This window comes from Kitasatospora sp. P5_F3 (assembly GCF_054049135.1).
This window is the reverse complement of sequence record NZ_JBFUMY010000116.1, coordinates 1-15018: the sequence shown is the minus strand read 5'-3', so window position 1 is coordinate 15018 and position 15018 is coordinate 1. Positions and strand designations below refer to the sequence as shown.

Below are 15018 nucleotides of genomic sequence, written 5' to 3'. Positions count from 1 at the left end.
GTGCAGCACCACTCGCCCGGCTGCACGATGACGAAGTACGGGCATCGGAGCAAGGCTGGGGCTGTGAAGCTGGCCCGCTGATAGTGCGCGGCGCATGGGTGGTGCTGCCCTGATCTATAGCAAGATCATTCCTGTGGGTCACGCGGTGGGTCACGCGACCGCTGCACGGAGCCCGCAAAACAAGAAAACCCCACGTGAAGTGGGGTCTTGCCTGGTGTCCGAGGGGGGACTTGAACCCCCACGCCCGATAAAGGGCACTAGCACCTCAAGCTAGCGCGTCTGCCATTCCGCCACCCGGACCGGGTGTTGTCTTCGCGGCCTGTTGCCCGCGTCGACATGTGTAACTGTAGCAAGGAACGGCACCAGGACCCAAAACCGTCCCTGGCGGGGGCCCTGCGGCTTGGATCCGGGGGAATGGCCTTGGGGCGGGGCGGGTCCTGGGGGAGGATGGCGGGACCGTGCCCGCAGGGCCCCGGTGTTGGGTGCCGGGGTGGCGTGGAGGTGCGCCGGGTGGGCGAGACGACGAGGAGTGACCGTGAGCGAGGCGAAGGTGACGGCTGAGTCGGAGGTCGCCGAGATCTGTCGCGACCTGATCCGGATCGACACCAGTAACTACGGTGACGGATCGGGTCCCGGGGAGCGCAAGGCGGCGGAGTACGTTGCGGAGCAGCTGGCGGAGTTCGGTCTGGAGCCGAAGATCTACGAGTCGGCCAAGGGCCGGGCCTCGACCGTGGTGCGGATCGAGGGCGAGGACCGTTCGCGGCCCGGGCTGCTGATCCACGGCCACACCGATGTGGTGCCGGCCAATGCGGCGGACTGGACGTACGACCCGTTCGGCGGCGAGATCGCGGACGGTTGCGTCTGGGGCCGTGGCGCGGTGGACATGAAGGACATGGACGCGATGACGCTGGCCGTCGTCCGCGACCGGCTGCGGACCGGGCGCAAACCCCCGCGTGACCTGGTGCTGGCCTTCGTGGCGGACGAGGAGGCGGGTGGCACGTACGGTGCCCGCTACCTGGTGGACAAGCACCCGGACCTGTTCGAGGGCGTGACCGAGGGGATCGGTGAGGTCGGCGGCTTCTCCTTCACCGTCAACGACCAGGTGCGGCTGTACCTGGTGGAGACGGCGCAGAAGGGCATGCACTGGATGCGGCTCACCGTCGAGGGCCGGGCCGGGCACGGCTCGATGGCGAACGACGACAACGCGATCACCGAGTTGTGCGACGCGGTGGCCCGGCTGGGGAAGCACACCTTCCCGCTCCGGATCACCAAGACGGTGCAGGCCTTCCTGGACGAGCTGTCGGACGCGCTGGGCGTGAAGCTCGACCCGAACGACATGGACGAGACGCTCCGGGTGCTCGGCGGCATCGCCAAGATGATCGGCACCACGCTCCGCAACACAGCGCAGCCGACCATGCTCGGTGCCGGGTACAAGGTGAACGTGATCCCCGGCCAGGCCACCGCGCACGTGGACGGCCGCTTCCTGCCCGGCCACGAGGAGGAGTTCCTGGCCGAGCTGGACAGTGTGCTCGGGCCCCGGGTGAAGCGGGAGAGCCTGCACTACGACAAGGCTCTGGAGACCGACTTCGACGGTGCGCTGGTGGAGGCGATGCAGTCGGCTCTGCAGGCCGAGGACCCGATCGCCCGGGCGGTGCCGTACTGCCTGTCCGGCGGCACGGACGCGAAGTCCTTCCAGGACCTGGGGATCCGCTGCTTCGGCTTCGCGCCGCTGCAGCTCCCGCCGGAGCTGGACTTCGCCGGGATGTTCCACGGCGTGGACGAGCGGGTGCCGGTGGACGGCCTGAAGTTCGGAGTCCGGGTGCTGGACCGGTTCATCGACGCCTGCTGAGTCGTGGTCGGCAGGACGGCCCGCCCCGGGGTGTCCCGGCGGTGGGCCGTCCGCTTGTCGGAGCTAATGACGAGCGGAACGGTGAAACGCCGAGTGCAGAAAGGATTCCTCCGGCAGTCAACTGGCCGACTGTGTGTACGAGTTGTCACCGCTGAGAGTGAATGGGTGATCCACTCCGTACCCCGTTCGGCCCAGCGTCGTTCACCCATATGCAGGCCGGAACAACGGCCTGTGGGACACAGGAATCGACCAGGAGGAATACCCATGAAGGTCAAGAAGATCGTCGCAGTCGCCGCCGCCACCGGTGGCCTGGTGCTCGCGGGTGCGGGTGCCGCCGCCGCTCACGGTGGCGCGGCCGCGAACGGTTTCGCGACCAACTCGCCCGGTGTGCTGTCCGGTAACAACGTCCAGGTTCCGGTGCACGTGCCGGTGAACCTGTGCGGCAACACCGTCAGCGTGATCGGCCTGCTGAACCCGGCGTTCGGCAACAACTGCGCCAACTTCTGAGCAGTCACCGGCCGTTCCGGCCGGATCGACCGCTGAGCGTGTGACACCGACGGACCCCTGGCGGCAGCCAGGGGTCCGTCGGCATATCCCGGGACGAGGGGGGAGCGTCACTCGATGGGGTGAAAGCGCTCGTTCGGCTCAACCGGAGAACCCGTCAGCTCGTTGTTCGGTGTACCGGGGAAGACCGTGTCAGGAATTCCGACAATCACAACTCATCAGGGGAGTACATGCGTCAGGTCGCAAAGAGGGGCATCCTCACCGCAGTCGCCACCGGCAGCGTGCTGGCCTCGGCGTCGGGCTACGCCTACGCGAGCTCGGACGCGCAGGGTGCCGTCACCAACTCGCCCGGCGTCGGGTCCGGCAACAACATCCAGGCGCCGGTGGACATCCCGGTCAACGCCTGCGGCAACACGGTGAGCGTGGTCGGCCTGCTCAATCCCGCGATGGGCAACGACTGCGCCAACAGCTCGGGCCAGGGGAAGGGCGCCGAGACCCGGGGTGCCGAGGCGCACGGCAGCGCCACCAACTCGCCGGGTGTCGCCTCCGGCAACAACATCTCCGCCCCCATCTCGATGCCGATCAACGCCTGCGGCAACTCGGCCAACGTGGTCGGCATCGGCAACCCCGCCTTCGGGAACGACTGCGGCAACATCGCCACCCCGCCGCCGCCCGCCCAGGACGAGGACTGCCCGCCCGGCACGCACAACCCGCCGCCGCCCGCGAGCACCCAGCCGTCCGGCACCACCCCGCCGACCGGCGAGACCGGCGGCTCCGGCCACGGCTCCGGCCGTGGCGGCCTGCCCGGCGCCGAGGAGATCGGCACCCCGGCGGCGGCCGTGGCCCAGCCCGCCTCGTACACCGAGACCCCGCCGCCGGCTCCGGCCGCTGCGCCCGTCGGGGCGAGCCGGGCGCAGCTGGCGCAGACCGGTTCGGAGGGGCTGCAGTTGATCACCGTGGCCGGTGCGGCCCTGCTGCTCGGTGGTGGCGTGCTCTACCGCCGCTCGCGGGCCGGCGTCTGACCCTCGGCGGGCTCGGTCACAGGGAGGGGGTGGGCCGGGCCCGCCCCCTCCGGTCACCAGCTGCGGACCTGCCGGATGATGCGGCGGCGCAGCCGGACCGTCCGTCGGCCGTCCGGGAAGAGTTTGAGCCTGTCCAGCTCCCAGTGCCCGTACTCGGCGTGCTCGGTGAGCAGCTGCCTGGCCGCGTTGCGGCTGGTGCCGCGCGGGATGCTGAGCGACTGGTACTCGTACTCCGGCTGCCGAACCAGCTTGGGTGGGGTCAAGACTTTCCTCCTGCGGGACGCGTGCAGGCAAGGGTACGACCTGCCTGCGACAACCAGGGCTTGCACGGCCCACCGGGCCCGCCTGCCACGTCCGCCGAGCCTGAGGTGGGCGCGGCTGACAGTCAATCAGTTTTCGTACCACTGACGAGATACCCCGCCGCGGCACCCGCGACGCGCCCGCTGGGGGAGGCGGACGGGCCGGTCGGGGCGCGGTACAGATCCGCCCGGACCGGACATCCGGGCGGAAGTTGCGGTGAATTCACGGAAGTAGACGGCAACCCCTGTGCGTGTTGTGCCCGGGGGGAGATAGCGTCAGCACCATGTCTGATGCCGCGCAGCACTCCATCATCGACGTACGGGCCGCCGCCGAGGCGGTCAAGTCCGCCATCGACCGCCACCTGGCCGCGGTCTCCGGTCCCACCACAGCGGATGATCCCGCCGTGGCCGGCGCCTACGAGGAGCTCGCTGCGGCGGCTATCGCCTACGACCAGATCCTGTACGAGGTCTATGACGAGGTCACCCCGTTCGAGGTGCCCGGCGACGAGGGCGCGGGCGGGTACTCGGGCCCGGAGCAGCCCGAGGCGATCAGCGTGCTGATCCGCCGCGACTACCTGGTGACGGACCCGAAGCGGCTGCGCGAGCAGGCCGAGCGGGTGGACGACTCGCTGACCCCGGGCGGCGACCCGGCGGGCGGCGCGGTGAACGCCGCGATCGGCGTGCTGTTCGGCGAGTACGAGCCGGACGAGATCGCCGCCCGCTGCGAGGAGTTCGGCCTGGAGGAGGGCGACTCCACGCTCTGGGTCGCGGCCACCGAGCCGTCCGACCCGGGGGAGTGGCTGCCGGAGCCCTTCGACGGGGCCGACCCGCAGCTGGGGGGGGGGCGGTTGTGCCCCCSCCCCTCCGTGCTGTCCTCACTGTCCCGGTGGACGGGTCAGTACGACTGCTCGGCCTGCTCCGCCAGGATGGCCCGGAGCCGGGTGGTGCGCGGCTGTGCGGTGCGCTCGGCGACCGCCTGCGGCAGGGCCTGGCCCGCCGCGTGCACCACGGACAGGTGGCGCTCGGCCCGGCCGAAGGCCGTGTACACCCACTGCCTGGTCAGCCCGGCCGCCGCGTCCTCCGGCAGCACGACGACCACGCCGGGCCAGCGCCGGCCGACCGCCTGATGGCCGGTCAGCGCCCAGCCGTGTCGCAGCCCGGCGGCCTGGGCGGGCGAGAGGGTGAGCCGGGAGCCGTCGGTCAGCTCCAGGTGCAGCCCGGCGGCGTCGCCGTCCAGCACCCGGCCGAGCCGGACCACGCCGAGGGCGGGCGAGTGCACCACCCGGTCGCCCGGGTCGAAGCCGCCGAACCGGCCGGGGCCGGGGTTGAGCCGGGCCTTGGCCGCCGCGTTCAGCGCCCTGGTGCCCGCGCTGCCGCCGTGGCCCGGCGTCAGCAGCACCACCTGCTCGGCGGGGATGCCGAGAGCGCGCGGGATGGAGTCGGTGAGCAGCTGCACCGCGCGGTGCACCGCCTCGCCGCCGTCCTTGGCGGTGAGGATCACCACCTCCTTGTCCGGTGCCTCGACCGGCTGCAGCTCGCCGACCCCGATGCCGGAGACCAACTCGCCGATCGGGCCGAAGTCGGGCGTCCGGGAGGCCACTGCGGGGCAGACCTTGGCGGCCAGCAGGTCGGCGAAGAACCGTCCTGCCCCGGCGGACCAGAGCTGGCTCGGGTCGCCGCTGAGCACCAGCCGGGTGCCGTCGGCGAGGGCCTCCAGCAGGGTGGCGGCGAGCTCGACGTCGAGCAGCGGGGCGTCCAGCACGATCAGCAGGTCGAGCGCGAGCGAGCCGTCGGGGGCCCGGCCGGGGCCCGCCGTACCGGCTGCACCGGCGGCAGGGGCTGCACCGGTCAACAGGTCGGCCAGGACGGCTACTTCGGACGCGTCGGTGGCGGCCCGGAGGCTGTCCCGGCCCTCGGCCGTCCAGGTCGCGGCCCAGGCGCGCAGCCCGAGGCTCCGGGCGGCGGTGAGCAGTGCGGCGGGCTCCGCACGGGCGGCCTCGCCGCCGGTGTGCAGCACCACGGCGCTCTCGGCCACCGCCCGGACCAGCGCGGTGGCGGAGGAGGACGGTGCGGCGACAGCGGCCGCCTCCCAGGCGGCCGGGCCGGGCTGGGCGGGCGGGGTGACGCCCTCCTCGCCGTCCTCGGTGTCAGCGGTGTCCTCGGCGGATTCGGCGGATTCGGCGGGCTCGGCGGCTCCGCCGTCGTCGTCCGTACCCGGGACGAAGGTGGACATCACCCGGACGAGACCGTCGGCGAGGCTCTCCTCCGCCAGCGCCAGGCGTTCGAGGGCGAGCAGCGTCCGCATCGGGGGCTCGTCCTCCTCGTCGTCCGAGGGGCGGTGGCCGGGGAGCTCCTCCTGGAAGGCCATCACCCGGCCGTCCACCACGACCTCCTGGAGCGCGGCGGCGGCGTCCGGCAGCCCGAGCTTCTCCAGCCCCGCCGCCACCTCGCCGATCTCCATCGCGGAGTGCCCGCGCAGCGCGGCCTGCTCGAGCACCCACGGCACCAGCGCCTGCGCCCGCCTCGGGTCGCCGGGACCGGCCTCGGCGCCGAGCAGGCCCCGGGCGAACCCGTCCGCCTGGTCGGGCCGGACGCCGGGCAGGGCGAGCACGGCCCACGGGTCCTCGCGGAGCGCGGCTGCCGCACCGTCACCGAGCAGGGCCACCGCGGCGGTGGCGAACTCGGCGGGCGCACCACCGGCGGTGAGCACCTCGGCGGTGTCGCGCAGCGCCTGCTCGCGCTGCCCGTCCACGGCAGCGGCGGCGGGGGCGGCTGCCCCTGCGGTACGGATCGCCTCCGCCAACGCGGCCACCGCGTCCGGCTGCTGAGCCGCCGTCTCGGCCTGCCCGGTTGCATCCTGAGCCGGAGTCACGACCTCCGGAGCGCCCTCGGCCACGTTCTGTACTTCCTCCACGTCGCCCATCACTTCGCTCCTACAGCTCCGTCCAGCCTTGGTCCGGGTAGCGGTGCACCGGGGCCGAAACGTCGTCCAGCGCACCGCGGATCTCATCCGGAAGCGTAAGCGCCTCCACCGACAGCGCAGACCGCAGCTGACCGGCCGTCCGGGCCCCGATCAGCGCGCTCGCCACGCCCGGCCGGTCGCGGACCCAGGACAGTGCGACCGCGAGCGGGCTGCTGGCCAGTCCGTCGGCGGCGGTGGCGAGGGCGTCCACGATCCGTCGGAACCGGTCGCCGAGGTAGGGCTGCACGAAGCCGGAGAGGTACGGCGAGGCGCCGCGCGACTCGGGTGGTACGGCGTGCCGGTACTTGCCGGTGAGCACGCCCCGGCCGAGCGGCGAGGAGGCGATCAGGCCGACGCCCGCGTCGAGTGCGGCGGGCACCACCTCGCGTTCGATGCCGCGCTGGAGCAGCGAGTACTCCATCTGCGTCCCGGCCAGCGGCACCCGCCCGGGGTGCGCGCGCTGCCAGGCGGCGGCCTTGGCGAGCTGCCAGCCCGAGTAGTTGGAGACGCCGACGTACCGGGCCCGGCCGCTGGCCACCGCCAGGTCGAGCGCGTACAGGGTCTCCTCGTCCGGGGTGGCCGGGTCGAAGGCGTGCACCTGCCAGAGGTCCACGTAGTCGGTGCCGAGCCGGCGCAGCGAGCCGTCCAGGGCGGAGAGCAGGCTGCCGCGCGAGGTGTCGAAGCGGCGGTCGGAGTCCGGGACGCTGCCCGCCTTGGTGGCGATGACCAGTTCGGAGCGGGGGATCAGACTGTCCGTCAGGCGGGAGATCAGGTACTCCGCGCCGCCGTCGGCGTAGACGTCGGCGGTGTCCAGCAGGGTGCCGCCCGCGTCGACGAAGGTCTTGAGCTGCTCGGCGGCGTCGTGCTCGTCGGTGTCCCGCCCCCAGGTCATGGTGCCGAGGCCGAGTCTGGAGACCCGCAGCCCGGTCCGTCCCAGGTGACGCTTCTCCATCGGGCAGAACCTCCGTCGGCAGGCAGACACGCAGGTGGGGAAGGTGCCTCCCCCTGTCGGCAGAGCGTAGCGGCCCGGGCGCGGCGCGCCACGCCGACCCGCAGGGCGGCCGGTCCGGCTGCGTCAGCGGTGTGACGCGGCACACACCTACCGGCCGGTAGCATGGCCGCTCGGCCACCGATACGCTCCCGAACGAGCGGTGACCACGCGTGCGACGACCTCCGTGCGGGGATCACCCCCACGGTGACCACGACCCGGAAGGCTTCCACATGCGACTCGGCATCAACCTCGGCTACTGGGGACTCGGCATGGACGCCGACAACGTCGCCGTCGCGCAGGAGGCCGACCGGCTCGGCTACTCGGTCTGCTGGGCCGCCGAGGCGTACGGGTCCGACGCCGCCACCGTGCTCGCGTACGTCGCGGCGAAGACCGAGCGGATCGACGTCGGTTCGGCCATCTTCCAGATCCCGGCCCGCACCCCGGCGATGACCGCGATGACCGCCGCCACCCTGGACACCCTCTCCGGCGGCCGGTTCCGGCTCGGCCTGGGCGTCTCCGGGCCGCAGGTCTCCGAGGGCTGGTACGGCGTCAAGTTCGACAAGCCGCTGGCCCGCACGCGCGAGTACGTGGAGATCATCCGCAAGGCGATGTCCCGCGAGCGACTGGTGCACGAGGGTGCGCACTGGACGCTGCCGCTGCCGGGCGGCCCGGGCAAGCCGATCAAGCTGACGGTGCATCCGGTCCGCGAGCACATCCCGCTCTACATCGCCGCGATCGGCCCGAAGAACCTGGAGCAGACCGGCGAGATCGCCGACGGCTGGCTCGGCATCTTCTTCGCGCCCGAGCACGCCGCCCTCTCCGTCGACCCGCTCCGGGCCGGCCGGGCCAAGACCGGGCAGACCCTGGACGGCTTCGACCTCTGCCCGACCGTCACCATCTCGGTCGGCGAGGACGTCAAGGCGGCCGCCGACCTCCAACGGTCGTACGCCGCGCTGTACATCGGCGGGATGGGCAGCAAGGACAAGAACTTCTACAACCAGCTCACCCGCCGGATGGGCTACGAGCAGGCCGCCGACGAGATCCAGGAGAAGTACCTCGCCCGGGACTACGCGGGTGCTGCCGCCGCCGTCCCGCACGACCTGATCGACTCCACCGCACTGCTCGGCACCACCGAGCGGATCGCCGACCGGATGCAGGCGTACGCCGACGCGGGTGTCACCACGCTGACGCTGGCCCCGGCCGGCTTCACCCTGGAGGAGCGGATCACCGCGTTGCGCACCGGCGTCGAGGCGCTGGAGCGCGCGGGGCTGGCATAGGTTCTCCGGGCGCAGCGGTCGGCCGGTCGGCCTTTGGTCAGAGCCAGCCGCTGCGCTTGAAGACCCGGTGCAGGATCAGACAGAGCGTCACCATCAGCCCGATCGCTGCCGGGTAGCCCCAGGGCTGGCGCAGCTCCGGCATGTCCTCGAAGTTCATCCCGTACACGCCCGCGATCATCGTCGGTACGGCGGCCAGCGCCGCCCAGGCCGAGATCTTCCGCATGTCGTTGTTCTGCTGCACGCTCACCTGGGCGAGGTTGGCGTTCAGGATGTCGGAGAGCAGCCGGTCCAGCGCCTCCACCTGCTCGTTGACCCTGGCCAGGTGGTCGGCCACGTCCCGCAGGTAGGGGTGGAGCTTCTCCGGCACGGGGGGTACGGAGCCCGAGGCCAGCCGGAACAGCGGCTCCTGGAGCGGTCCGGTGCACTTGCGGACCGCCGTCACCTGACGTTTGAAGGCGTAGATCCGCTCGGCCAGCCCGCGCGCCGGGCGCCCGGGGGCGAACACCTCCGCCTCCAGGTCGTCCAGGTCGGTCTGGAGCGCGGCCGCGACCTCCAGGTACTGGTCCACCACCAGGTCGGCGACCGCGTAGAGCACGGCGGCCGGGCCCTGGGCGAGCAGCTCCGGCTGCTCCTCCATGGTGGCCCGCAGCCCGGCCAGCGGACTCTCGGTGCCGTGCCGGACCGTCATCGCGTAGCTGTCGCCGAGGAAGACCGTCAGCTCGCCGGTGCTGACCGTATGCCCCAGGGCGTGGTAGCCGAGGGTCTTGAGCACCACGAACAGCGAGTCGGGATACCGCTCCACCTTCGGTCGCTGGTGTGCCGACACGGCGTCCTCGACGGCCAGTGGGTGCAGCCCGAACTCCTCGCTGACCAGATCGAGTTCCTCGGTGGTCGGCTCGACCACGCCGAGCCAGACGAAGGCGTCGCCCTCCTGCCGGGCGACGGCCAGGGCGTCCGAGTAGTCCTCGGGGCCCTCGCTGCGATGGCCGCCACGGTATATGGCGCTGTCGACGATCATGCGGTCCATTCTGCTGCTCGGCGGCCTGAAAGGGCACCATACCCACCGGTCGGATCGGGTGAAGGTCGTACGCTGGCCCCATGCCGACCCTGCTGCTCGTCCGCCACGGCCGCTCCACCGCCAACACGGCCGGGGTGCTCGCCGGTTGGACACCGGACATTCACCTCGACGACACCGGCCGGGCCCAGGCGGCCGGTCTGGCCGAACGGCTGGCGGGCATCCCGCTGGTGCAGGCGGTGAGCAGCCCGCTGGAGCGCTGCACCGAGACGCTGGCGCCGCTGCTGGCGGCCCGGCCTGAGCTCGGCCCGGCGGCGAGCGACGAGCGGCTCGGGGAGTGCCACTACGGGGAGTGGACCGGCCGGCCGCTGGCCGAGCTGGCCAAGGAGCCGCTCTGGCGGACCGTGCAGGACCACGCCGCGGCCGCCGCCTTTCCGGGCGGCGAGTCGCTGCGCGAGCTGAGCCACCGTACGGTCACCGCCGTCCGGGAGTGGAACGAGAAGATCGCCGTCGAGCACGGTCCGGACGCGGTCTGGGTGGCCTGCTCGCACGGTGACGTGATCAAGGCGGTGGTGGCCGACGCGCTCGGTCTGCACCTGGACCACTTCCAGCGGATCTCGGTCGAGCCGTGCTCGGTCACCGCGATCCGCTACACCCCGCACCGGCCGTTCGTGCTGCGGGTCGGCGACACCGGCAGCCTGGCCTCGCTGACGCCCCGGCCGTCCCCGGCGACGGCCGAGGGCGACGCGGTGATCGGCGGCGACACCGGCACCCGCTGAGTCAGGACGGCTGATCCCGGGTAGTTGCTTCCAGAGCGCTGCCCGCCGGACCGACGCCCCAACTGGGCCGCGCAGGCCGTAGGGTGGCCGGTGAGACCACGATCGATCAGAACCCGGAGCGAGAGCGTGCCCCGTCAGGTCCACTTCTACGACCAGCCCGAGCGGTTCGTCGTCGGCACCGTCGGCCAGCCCGGCGCCCGGGCGTTCTTCCTGCAGGCCAGCGCGCGTGGCCGGATCACTTCGGTGCTGCTGGAGAAGGCCCAGGTGGCGGCGCTCGCCGAGCGGGTCGACCAGGTGCTGGACGAGGCGCTGCGGCGCAGCGACGGCGATGCGGACATCCCGGCCGTGGCCCCGGCCGAGCTGATCGACTCCGCGCCGCTGGACCTGCCGCTGGAGGAGGAGTTCCGGGTCGGCACGATGGCCCTGGCCTGGGACGGCACCGACGAGCGCCTGGTGGTCGAGGCGCAGGCGGTGACCGAGGCCGAGGAGCAGGGCGAGGAGGACACCGCCGCCTTCGAGGACGAGGAGAACGGTCCCGACCTGCTCCGGGTACGGCTGAGCGGCGCGATGGCCCGGGTGTTCGCCAAGCGGGCCCTCGACCTGGTCGCGGCCGGCCGGAAGCCCTGCCCGTTCTGCAACCTGCCGCTCGACCCGGAGGGCCACCTCTGCCCCCGCGCGAACGGGTACCGGCGCTGAACGCGGAGACCGTACCGGTCGCGGACCCGGTGGCGAGCGCCGCGCTGGCCGCCGATCCGACGGTCGCGCTGGAGCTGCTGCGCGGCGGCGACCTGGCCGTGCACGGCCGGATCACCACCGCCTCCAACGGAGTGCTCTACTGCACCGTCACCCTGGACGGGCGGACCGCGCCGTGTGTCTACAAGCCGGTGGCCGGCGAGCGCCCGCTCTGGGACTACCCCGACGGCACACTGGCCGGCCGCGAGGTCGCCTCGTACCTGGTGTCGGCCGCCACCGGCTGGGCGCTGATCCCGCCCACCGTGCTCCGGGACGGCCCGAACGGCCCCGGCATGGTGCAGCTCTGGGTGGAACCGGACGAGGGCGCCGGGGATCTGATCGACCTGCAGGACCCGGCAGGCCCCGAGCCGGGCTGGCTGCCGATCGTCCGGGCCGACGTCGGCGGCGGCCGCATCGCGCTGCTGGTGCACCGGGACGACGAGCGGCTGCGCCGACTGGCGGTACTCGACGCGGTGCTCAACAACTCGGACCGCAAGGGCGGCCACTGGATCGCCGCAGCGGACGGCCGGCTCTACGGCATCGACCACGGCGTCACCTTCGCGGAACCCGCCAAACTCCGTACGCTGCTCTGGGGTTGGGCCGGCGAGTCGCTGCCGGCCGAGGCACTCGACGTGCTCGCCGCACTGGCCGAGGGCCTCGGGGGCGCCCTGGGGGAGAGCCTGCGCCCCCATCTCACCCCCGCCGAGCTGGCCGCCCTCCGGGCCCGGGTCGACGGGCTCCGCCGGACCGGCAAGCACCCGTTGCCCGCTCCTGACTGGCCGTCGATTCCCTGGCCGCCGGTCTAGGCCGGTCTAGGGCAGGTCCGCCGCCATCTGGTCAGGAGTGGTCGGAAACTCATTCCAGCCGATCTGGGCTACTGGTTAGCCTTTCAAATGATCGCAAGGTTAGAGTCGGAGCCATGCATTCCTGGCCCGCCTCCGAGGTACCCGCCCTGCCTGGTCAGGGGCTTCCCCTCCGAATCCACGACACCGCCACGGGCAGCGTCCGGGAGGTCGTGCCGCAGGGCCCGACCGCCCGCCTGTACGTCTGCGGGATCACCCCCTACGACGCCACCCACCTGGGTCACGCCGCCACCTACAACACCTTCGACCTGGTGCAGCGGGTCTGGAAGGACGCCGGTCACGACGTCCTGTACGTGCAGAACGTGACCGACGTGGACGACCCGCTGCTCGAGCGCGCGGTCGCCACCGGCCAGGACTGGACGGTGCTGGCCGAGCGCGAGACCGCGCTGTTCCGGGAGGACATGACCGCGCTGCGGATGCTGCCCCCGGCGCACTACATCGGCGCCGTCGAGTCGATCCCGTGGATCGTCCCGCTGGTCAAGAAGCTGCTGGCCAGTGGCGCCGCGTACGAGCTGGACGGCGACATCTACTTCTCGGTCGAGTCCGACCCGCACTTCGGCGAGGTCTCCGGGCTGACCCGGGAGGAGATGCTGCCGGTCTTCGGCGAGCGCGGCGGCGACCCGGACCGCCCGGGCAAGAAGCACCCGCTGGACGCCCTGCTCTGGCTCTCCGCCCGCCCGAACGAGCCCGCCTGGGACACCGAGCTCGGCCACGGCCGGCCCGGCTGGCACATCGAGTGCGTGGCGATCGCGCTGGAGTACCTGGGCATGGAGTTCGACATCCAGGGCGGCGGCAGCGACCTGTCCTTCCCGCACCACGAGATGGGCGCCTCGCACGCCCAGGTGGCCAGTGGCAGCCACCCGTACGCACGGGCCTACGTGCACGCCGGGATGGTCGCGCTGGACGGGCAGAAGATGTCCAAGTCGCGCGGAAACCTGGTCTTCGTCTCGGCGCTGCGCCGGGACGGCGTGGACCCGGCCGCGATCCGGCTCGCCCTGCTGGCCCACCACTACCGCAGCGACTGGGAGTGGACCAAGGACGACCTGGAGCGCGGTGCTGACGCCCCTTCACCTTTCCGGGTCAGCTCTCGGGTTCRTCCGGCGGGTTGTCGGTGCGCGGCTCCGGGTCGGTCGGCGGCCGCTCGGCGGTGGCGTGGCCGGAGACCGGCTTCTCGCCCGTCGGCCCCAGGTTGTCCCGGCGGCGCAGGTAGCGCTCGAACTCGCGGGCGATCGCGTCGCCGGAGGCCTCCGGCAGCTCGGCGGTGTCCTGCGCCTCCTCCAGCTGCTGGACGTACTCGGCGACCTCGCTGTCCTCGGCGGCCAGCTGGTCGACCCCGAGCTGCCAGGCCCGGGAGTCCTCGGTCAGCTCGCCCGGCGGGATGCGCAGGTCGAGGAGGTCCTCCAGCTTGTTGATCAGCGCCAGCGAGGCCTTCGGGTTCGGTGGCTGGGCGACGTAGTGCGGCACGGCCGCCCAGAGCGTCACGGCCGGCACCCCGGCGTGCGCACACGCCTCCTGGAGCACCCCGACGATCCCGGTCGGGCCCTCGTACCGGCTCTCCTCCAGGTCGAGCGTCCTGGCCAGGTCGGCGTCCGAGGTGACCCCGCTGACCGGCACCGGCCTGCTGTGCGGGGCGTCGCCCAGCAGGGCGCCCAGGATGACCACCAGCTCGACGCCCAACTCGTGGGCGAAACCGAGCAGTTCGTTGCAGTACGAGCGCCAGCGCATGCTCGGCTCGATGCCCCGGACCAGCACCAGGTCACGCGGCTTCGGTTCGGTCACCCGGACCACCGACAGCCGGGTGGTCGGCCAGGTGATCCGGCGCACCCCGCCGTCCAGCCAGACCGTGGGCCGGTTGACCTGGAAGTCGTAGTAGTCCTCGGCGTCGAGAGCGGCGAACACCTTGCCGCCCCAGGTCTCGTCCAGATGCCCCACAGCCGCCGAGGCGGCGTCTCCCGCGTCGTTCCAGCCCTCGAACGCGCAGACCATCACCGGGTCGATCAACTCGGGAACATCTTCCAGCTCGATCACCCAGCGTCTCCCTCCGGACCTGACTCCGCATGGAACGGTCCGTTCCATGGTCCCTACCTGCCCAGCCTACGAGCTTTGATGCCTCGGCCGGGAACGGTCGGGAAGCGCCGAGCCTATCCCGGAGCGGTGGCCGGGACACAGTCAGTTATCACCACTACTGGACAGGTGTCCATAAATGCTGGACAGTTGTCCATGAAACCCCCGAGAAGGATATGAGAAGGAGCAGACATGCAGATCGCCGCGAACATCCTGGTCGGCCTGGTGGCCGCGTTGCACGCCTGGATCCTGGTGCTGGAGATGTTCCTCTGGGAGCGCGCGCCGGGGCGCAAGCTCTCCGGATTCGACTCCGCGATGGCCAAGGCGACCGCGCCGCTCGCGGCCAACCAGGGCCTGTACAACGGCTTCCTGGCGGCCGGTCTGGTCTGGGGCCTGATCGCGGGCGACCCGACCGGGTACCGGGTCCAGGTGTTCTTCCTGAGCTGCGTGGTGGTCGCTGGGCTGTACGGAGCGGCCACCGCCAACCGGCGGATCCTGTTCGCCCAGGCGCTGCCCGGGGCGCTCGCGCTGGCCGCGGTGCTGGTGGCCGGGTGAGCGGCGGAGTGAGCGGCGGGGCGAGCGGGGGCGAGGGCGCCGCCGACCCCAGGGCCGACCTCGGGGCCGACCCGAGGGCCGAGCGCACCAGGGCGCGGCTGCGCGC

At 72.3% G+C, this 15018-nt stretch carries 13 protein-coding genes, 1 tRNA gene and 2 pseudogenes; 10 read left to right on the top strand and 6 right to left on the bottom strand.

Going from position 1 to position 15018, the window contains the following annotated elements; all coding sequences use genetic code 11:
* Positions 1-212: 212 nt before the first annotated feature.
* Positions 213-300: transfer RNA gene (locus ACXJMZ_RS34920), tRNA-Leu, on the bottom strand.
* 229 nt (positions 301-529) lie between these two features.
* Between ACXJMZ_RS34920 and ACXJMZ_RS34915 the strand changes: the two genes are divergently transcribed.
* The 3 genes from ACXJMZ_RS34915 to ACXJMZ_RS34905 all read left to right on the top strand — a co-directional run bounded on the left by ACXJMZ_RS34915 (position 530) and on the right by ACXJMZ_RS34905 (position 3375).
* The gene (locus ACXJMZ_RS34915; protein ID WP_457034039.1) at positions 530-1849 is read left to right on the top strand and encodes a M20/M25/M40 family metallo-hydrolase; all 1320 of its coding nucleotides are present in this window, start codon (positions 530-532) and stop codon (positions 1847-1849) included.
* A gap of 264 nt (positions 1850-2113) precedes the next feature.
* Positions 2114-2356: a chaplin gene (locus tag ACXJMZ_RS34910; RefSeq protein ID WP_057234560.1), complete on the top strand. Its 243-nt coding sequence runs from the start codon at positions 2114-2116 to the stop codon at positions 2354-2356.
* A 227-nt stretch (positions 2357-2583) separates the two neighbouring features.
* Positions 2584-3375 (top strand): chaplin, encoded by a 792-nt coding sequence (locus ACXJMZ_RS34905; RefSeq protein WP_457034038.1) that lies wholly within the window; start codon positions 2584-2586, stop codon positions 3373-3375.
* A 53-nt stretch (positions 3376-3428) separates the two neighbouring features.
* Here the strand turns inward: ACXJMZ_RS34905 and ACXJMZ_RS34900 are convergent, their stop codons facing one another.
* On the bottom strand, positions 3429-3638 hold the full coding sequence (locus tag ACXJMZ_RS34900; protein WP_403031937.1) for a DUF5703 family protein: 210 nt from the start codon (positions 3636-3638) through the stop codon (positions 3429-3431).
* Positions 3639-3958: 320 nt separating this feature from the next.
* On the opposite strand from ACXJMZ_RS34900, the pseudogene ACXJMZ_RS34895 reads away from it, so the two are divergent.
* Positions 3959-4507, top strand: a pseudogene (locus tag ACXJMZ_RS34895) (hypothetical protein); the annotation flags it as partial.
* Positions 4508-4569: 62 nt separating this feature from the next.
* Here ACXJMZ_RS34895 and ACXJMZ_RS34890 read toward each other — a convergent pair.
* Positions 4570-6597, bottom strand: a complete 2028-nt coding sequence (locus ACXJMZ_RS34890) for a helix-hairpin-helix domain-containing protein (RefSeq protein WP_457034037.1) — start codon at positions 6595-6597, stop codon at positions 4570-4572.
* A 10-nt stretch (positions 6598-6607) separates the two neighbouring features.
* Positions 6608-7588 (bottom strand): aldo/keto reductase, encoded by a 981-nt coding sequence (locus ACXJMZ_RS34885; protein ID WP_057234568.1) that lies wholly within the window; start codon positions 7586-7588, stop codon positions 6608-6610.
* A gap of 269 nt (positions 7589-7857) precedes the next feature.
* On the opposite strand from ACXJMZ_RS34885, the gene ACXJMZ_RS34880 reads away from it, so the two are divergent.
* The gene (locus ACXJMZ_RS34880; protein WP_457034036.1) at positions 7858-8904 is read left to right on the top strand and encodes an LLM class F420-dependent oxidoreductase; all 1047 of its coding nucleotides are present in this window, start codon (positions 7858-7860) and stop codon (positions 8902-8904) included.
* A gap of 37 nt (positions 8905-8941) precedes the next feature.
* Here the strand turns inward: ACXJMZ_RS34880 and ACXJMZ_RS34875 are convergent, their stop codons facing one another.
* Complete coding sequence (locus ACXJMZ_RS34875) at positions 8942-9922, bottom strand: magnesium and cobalt transport protein CorA (RefSeq protein ID WP_457034035.1); 981 nt, start codon at positions 9920-9922, stop codon at positions 8942-8944.
* A gap of 80 nt (positions 9923-10002) precedes the next feature.
* Here ACXJMZ_RS34875 and ACXJMZ_RS34870 point away from each other — a divergent pair, with 80 nt between their 5' ends.
* The 4 genes from ACXJMZ_RS34870 to mshC all read left to right on the top strand — a co-directional run bounded on the left by ACXJMZ_RS34870 (position 10003) and on the right by mshC (position 13705).
* Positions 10003-10698: a histidine phosphatase family protein gene (locus tag ACXJMZ_RS34870; protein WP_457034034.1), complete on the top strand. Its 696-nt coding sequence runs from the start codon at positions 10003-10005 to the stop codon at positions 10696-10698.
* A 126-nt stretch (positions 10699-10824) separates the two neighbouring features.
* Positions 10825-11394 carry a DUF3090 domain-containing protein gene (locus tag ACXJMZ_RS34865; RefSeq protein WP_457034033.1) on the top strand — a complete coding sequence of 190 codons (570 nt, stop codon included), beginning with the start codon at positions 10825-10827 and terminating at the stop codon, positions 11392-11394.
* A gap of 29 nt (positions 11395-11423) precedes the next feature.
* Entirely contained in the window at positions 11424-12236 is an 813-nt protein-coding gene (locus ACXJMZ_RS34860; protein WP_457034032.1) for an SCO1664 family protein, read from the top strand.
* 113 nt (positions 12237-12349) lie between these two features.
* Positions 12350-13705: a cysteine--1-D-myo-inosityl 2-amino-2-deoxy-alpha-D-glucopyranoside ligase gene (mshC, locus tag ACXJMZ_RS34855; RefSeq protein WP_457034031.1), complete on the top strand. Its 1356-nt coding sequence runs from the start codon at positions 12350-12352 to the stop codon at positions 13703-13705.
* Here mshC and ACXJMZ_RS34850 read toward each other — a convergent pair.
* Positions 13671-14279 (bottom strand): annotated as a pseudogene (locus ACXJMZ_RS34850) (PAC2 family protein); the annotation flags it as partial. The gene mshC and the pseudogene ACXJMZ_RS34850 overlap by 35 nt on opposite strands.
* 270 nt (positions 14280-14549) lie before the next feature.
* Between ACXJMZ_RS34850 and ACXJMZ_RS34845 the strand changes: the two are divergent.
* Positions 14550-14912, top strand: a complete 363-nt coding sequence (locus ACXJMZ_RS34845; protein ID WP_457034030.1) for a DUF1304 domain-containing protein — start codon at positions 14550-14552, stop codon at positions 14910-14912.
* Positions 14913-15018 lie beyond the last annotated feature (106 nt).

Coding starts and splice junctions, on each gene's coding strand:
- ACXJMZ_RS34910 (WP_057234560.1), top strand. CDS start 2,114: ATGAAGGTCAAGAAGATCGTCGCAGTCGCCGCCGCCACCGGTGGCCTG.
- ACXJMZ_RS34905 (WP_457034038.1), top strand. CDS start 2,584: ATGCGTCAGGTCGCAAAGAGGGGCATCCTCACCGCAGTCGCCACCGGC.
- ACXJMZ_RS34890 (WP_457034037.1), bottom strand. CDS start 6,597: ATGGGCGACGTGGAGGAAGTACAGAACGTGGCCGAGGGCGCTCCGGAG.
- ACXJMZ_RS34885 (WP_057234568.1), bottom strand. CDS start 7,588: ATGGAGAAGCGTCACCTGGGACGGACCGGGCTGCGGGTCTCCAGACTC.
- ACXJMZ_RS34880 (WP_457034036.1), top strand. CDS start 7,858: ATGCGACTCGGCATCAACCTCGGCTACTGGGGACTCGGCATGGACGCC.
- ACXJMZ_RS34875 (WP_457034035.1), bottom strand. CDS start 9,922: ATGATCGTCGACAGCGCCATATACCGTGGCGGCCATCGCAGCGAGGGC.
- ACXJMZ_RS34870 (WP_457034034.1), top strand. CDS start 10,003: ATGCCGACCCTGCTGCTCGTCCGCCACGGCCGCTCCACCGCCAACACG.
- ACXJMZ_RS34845 (WP_457034030.1), top strand. CDS start 14,550: ATGCAGATCGCCGCGAACATCCTGGTCGGCCTGGTGGCCGCGTTGCAC.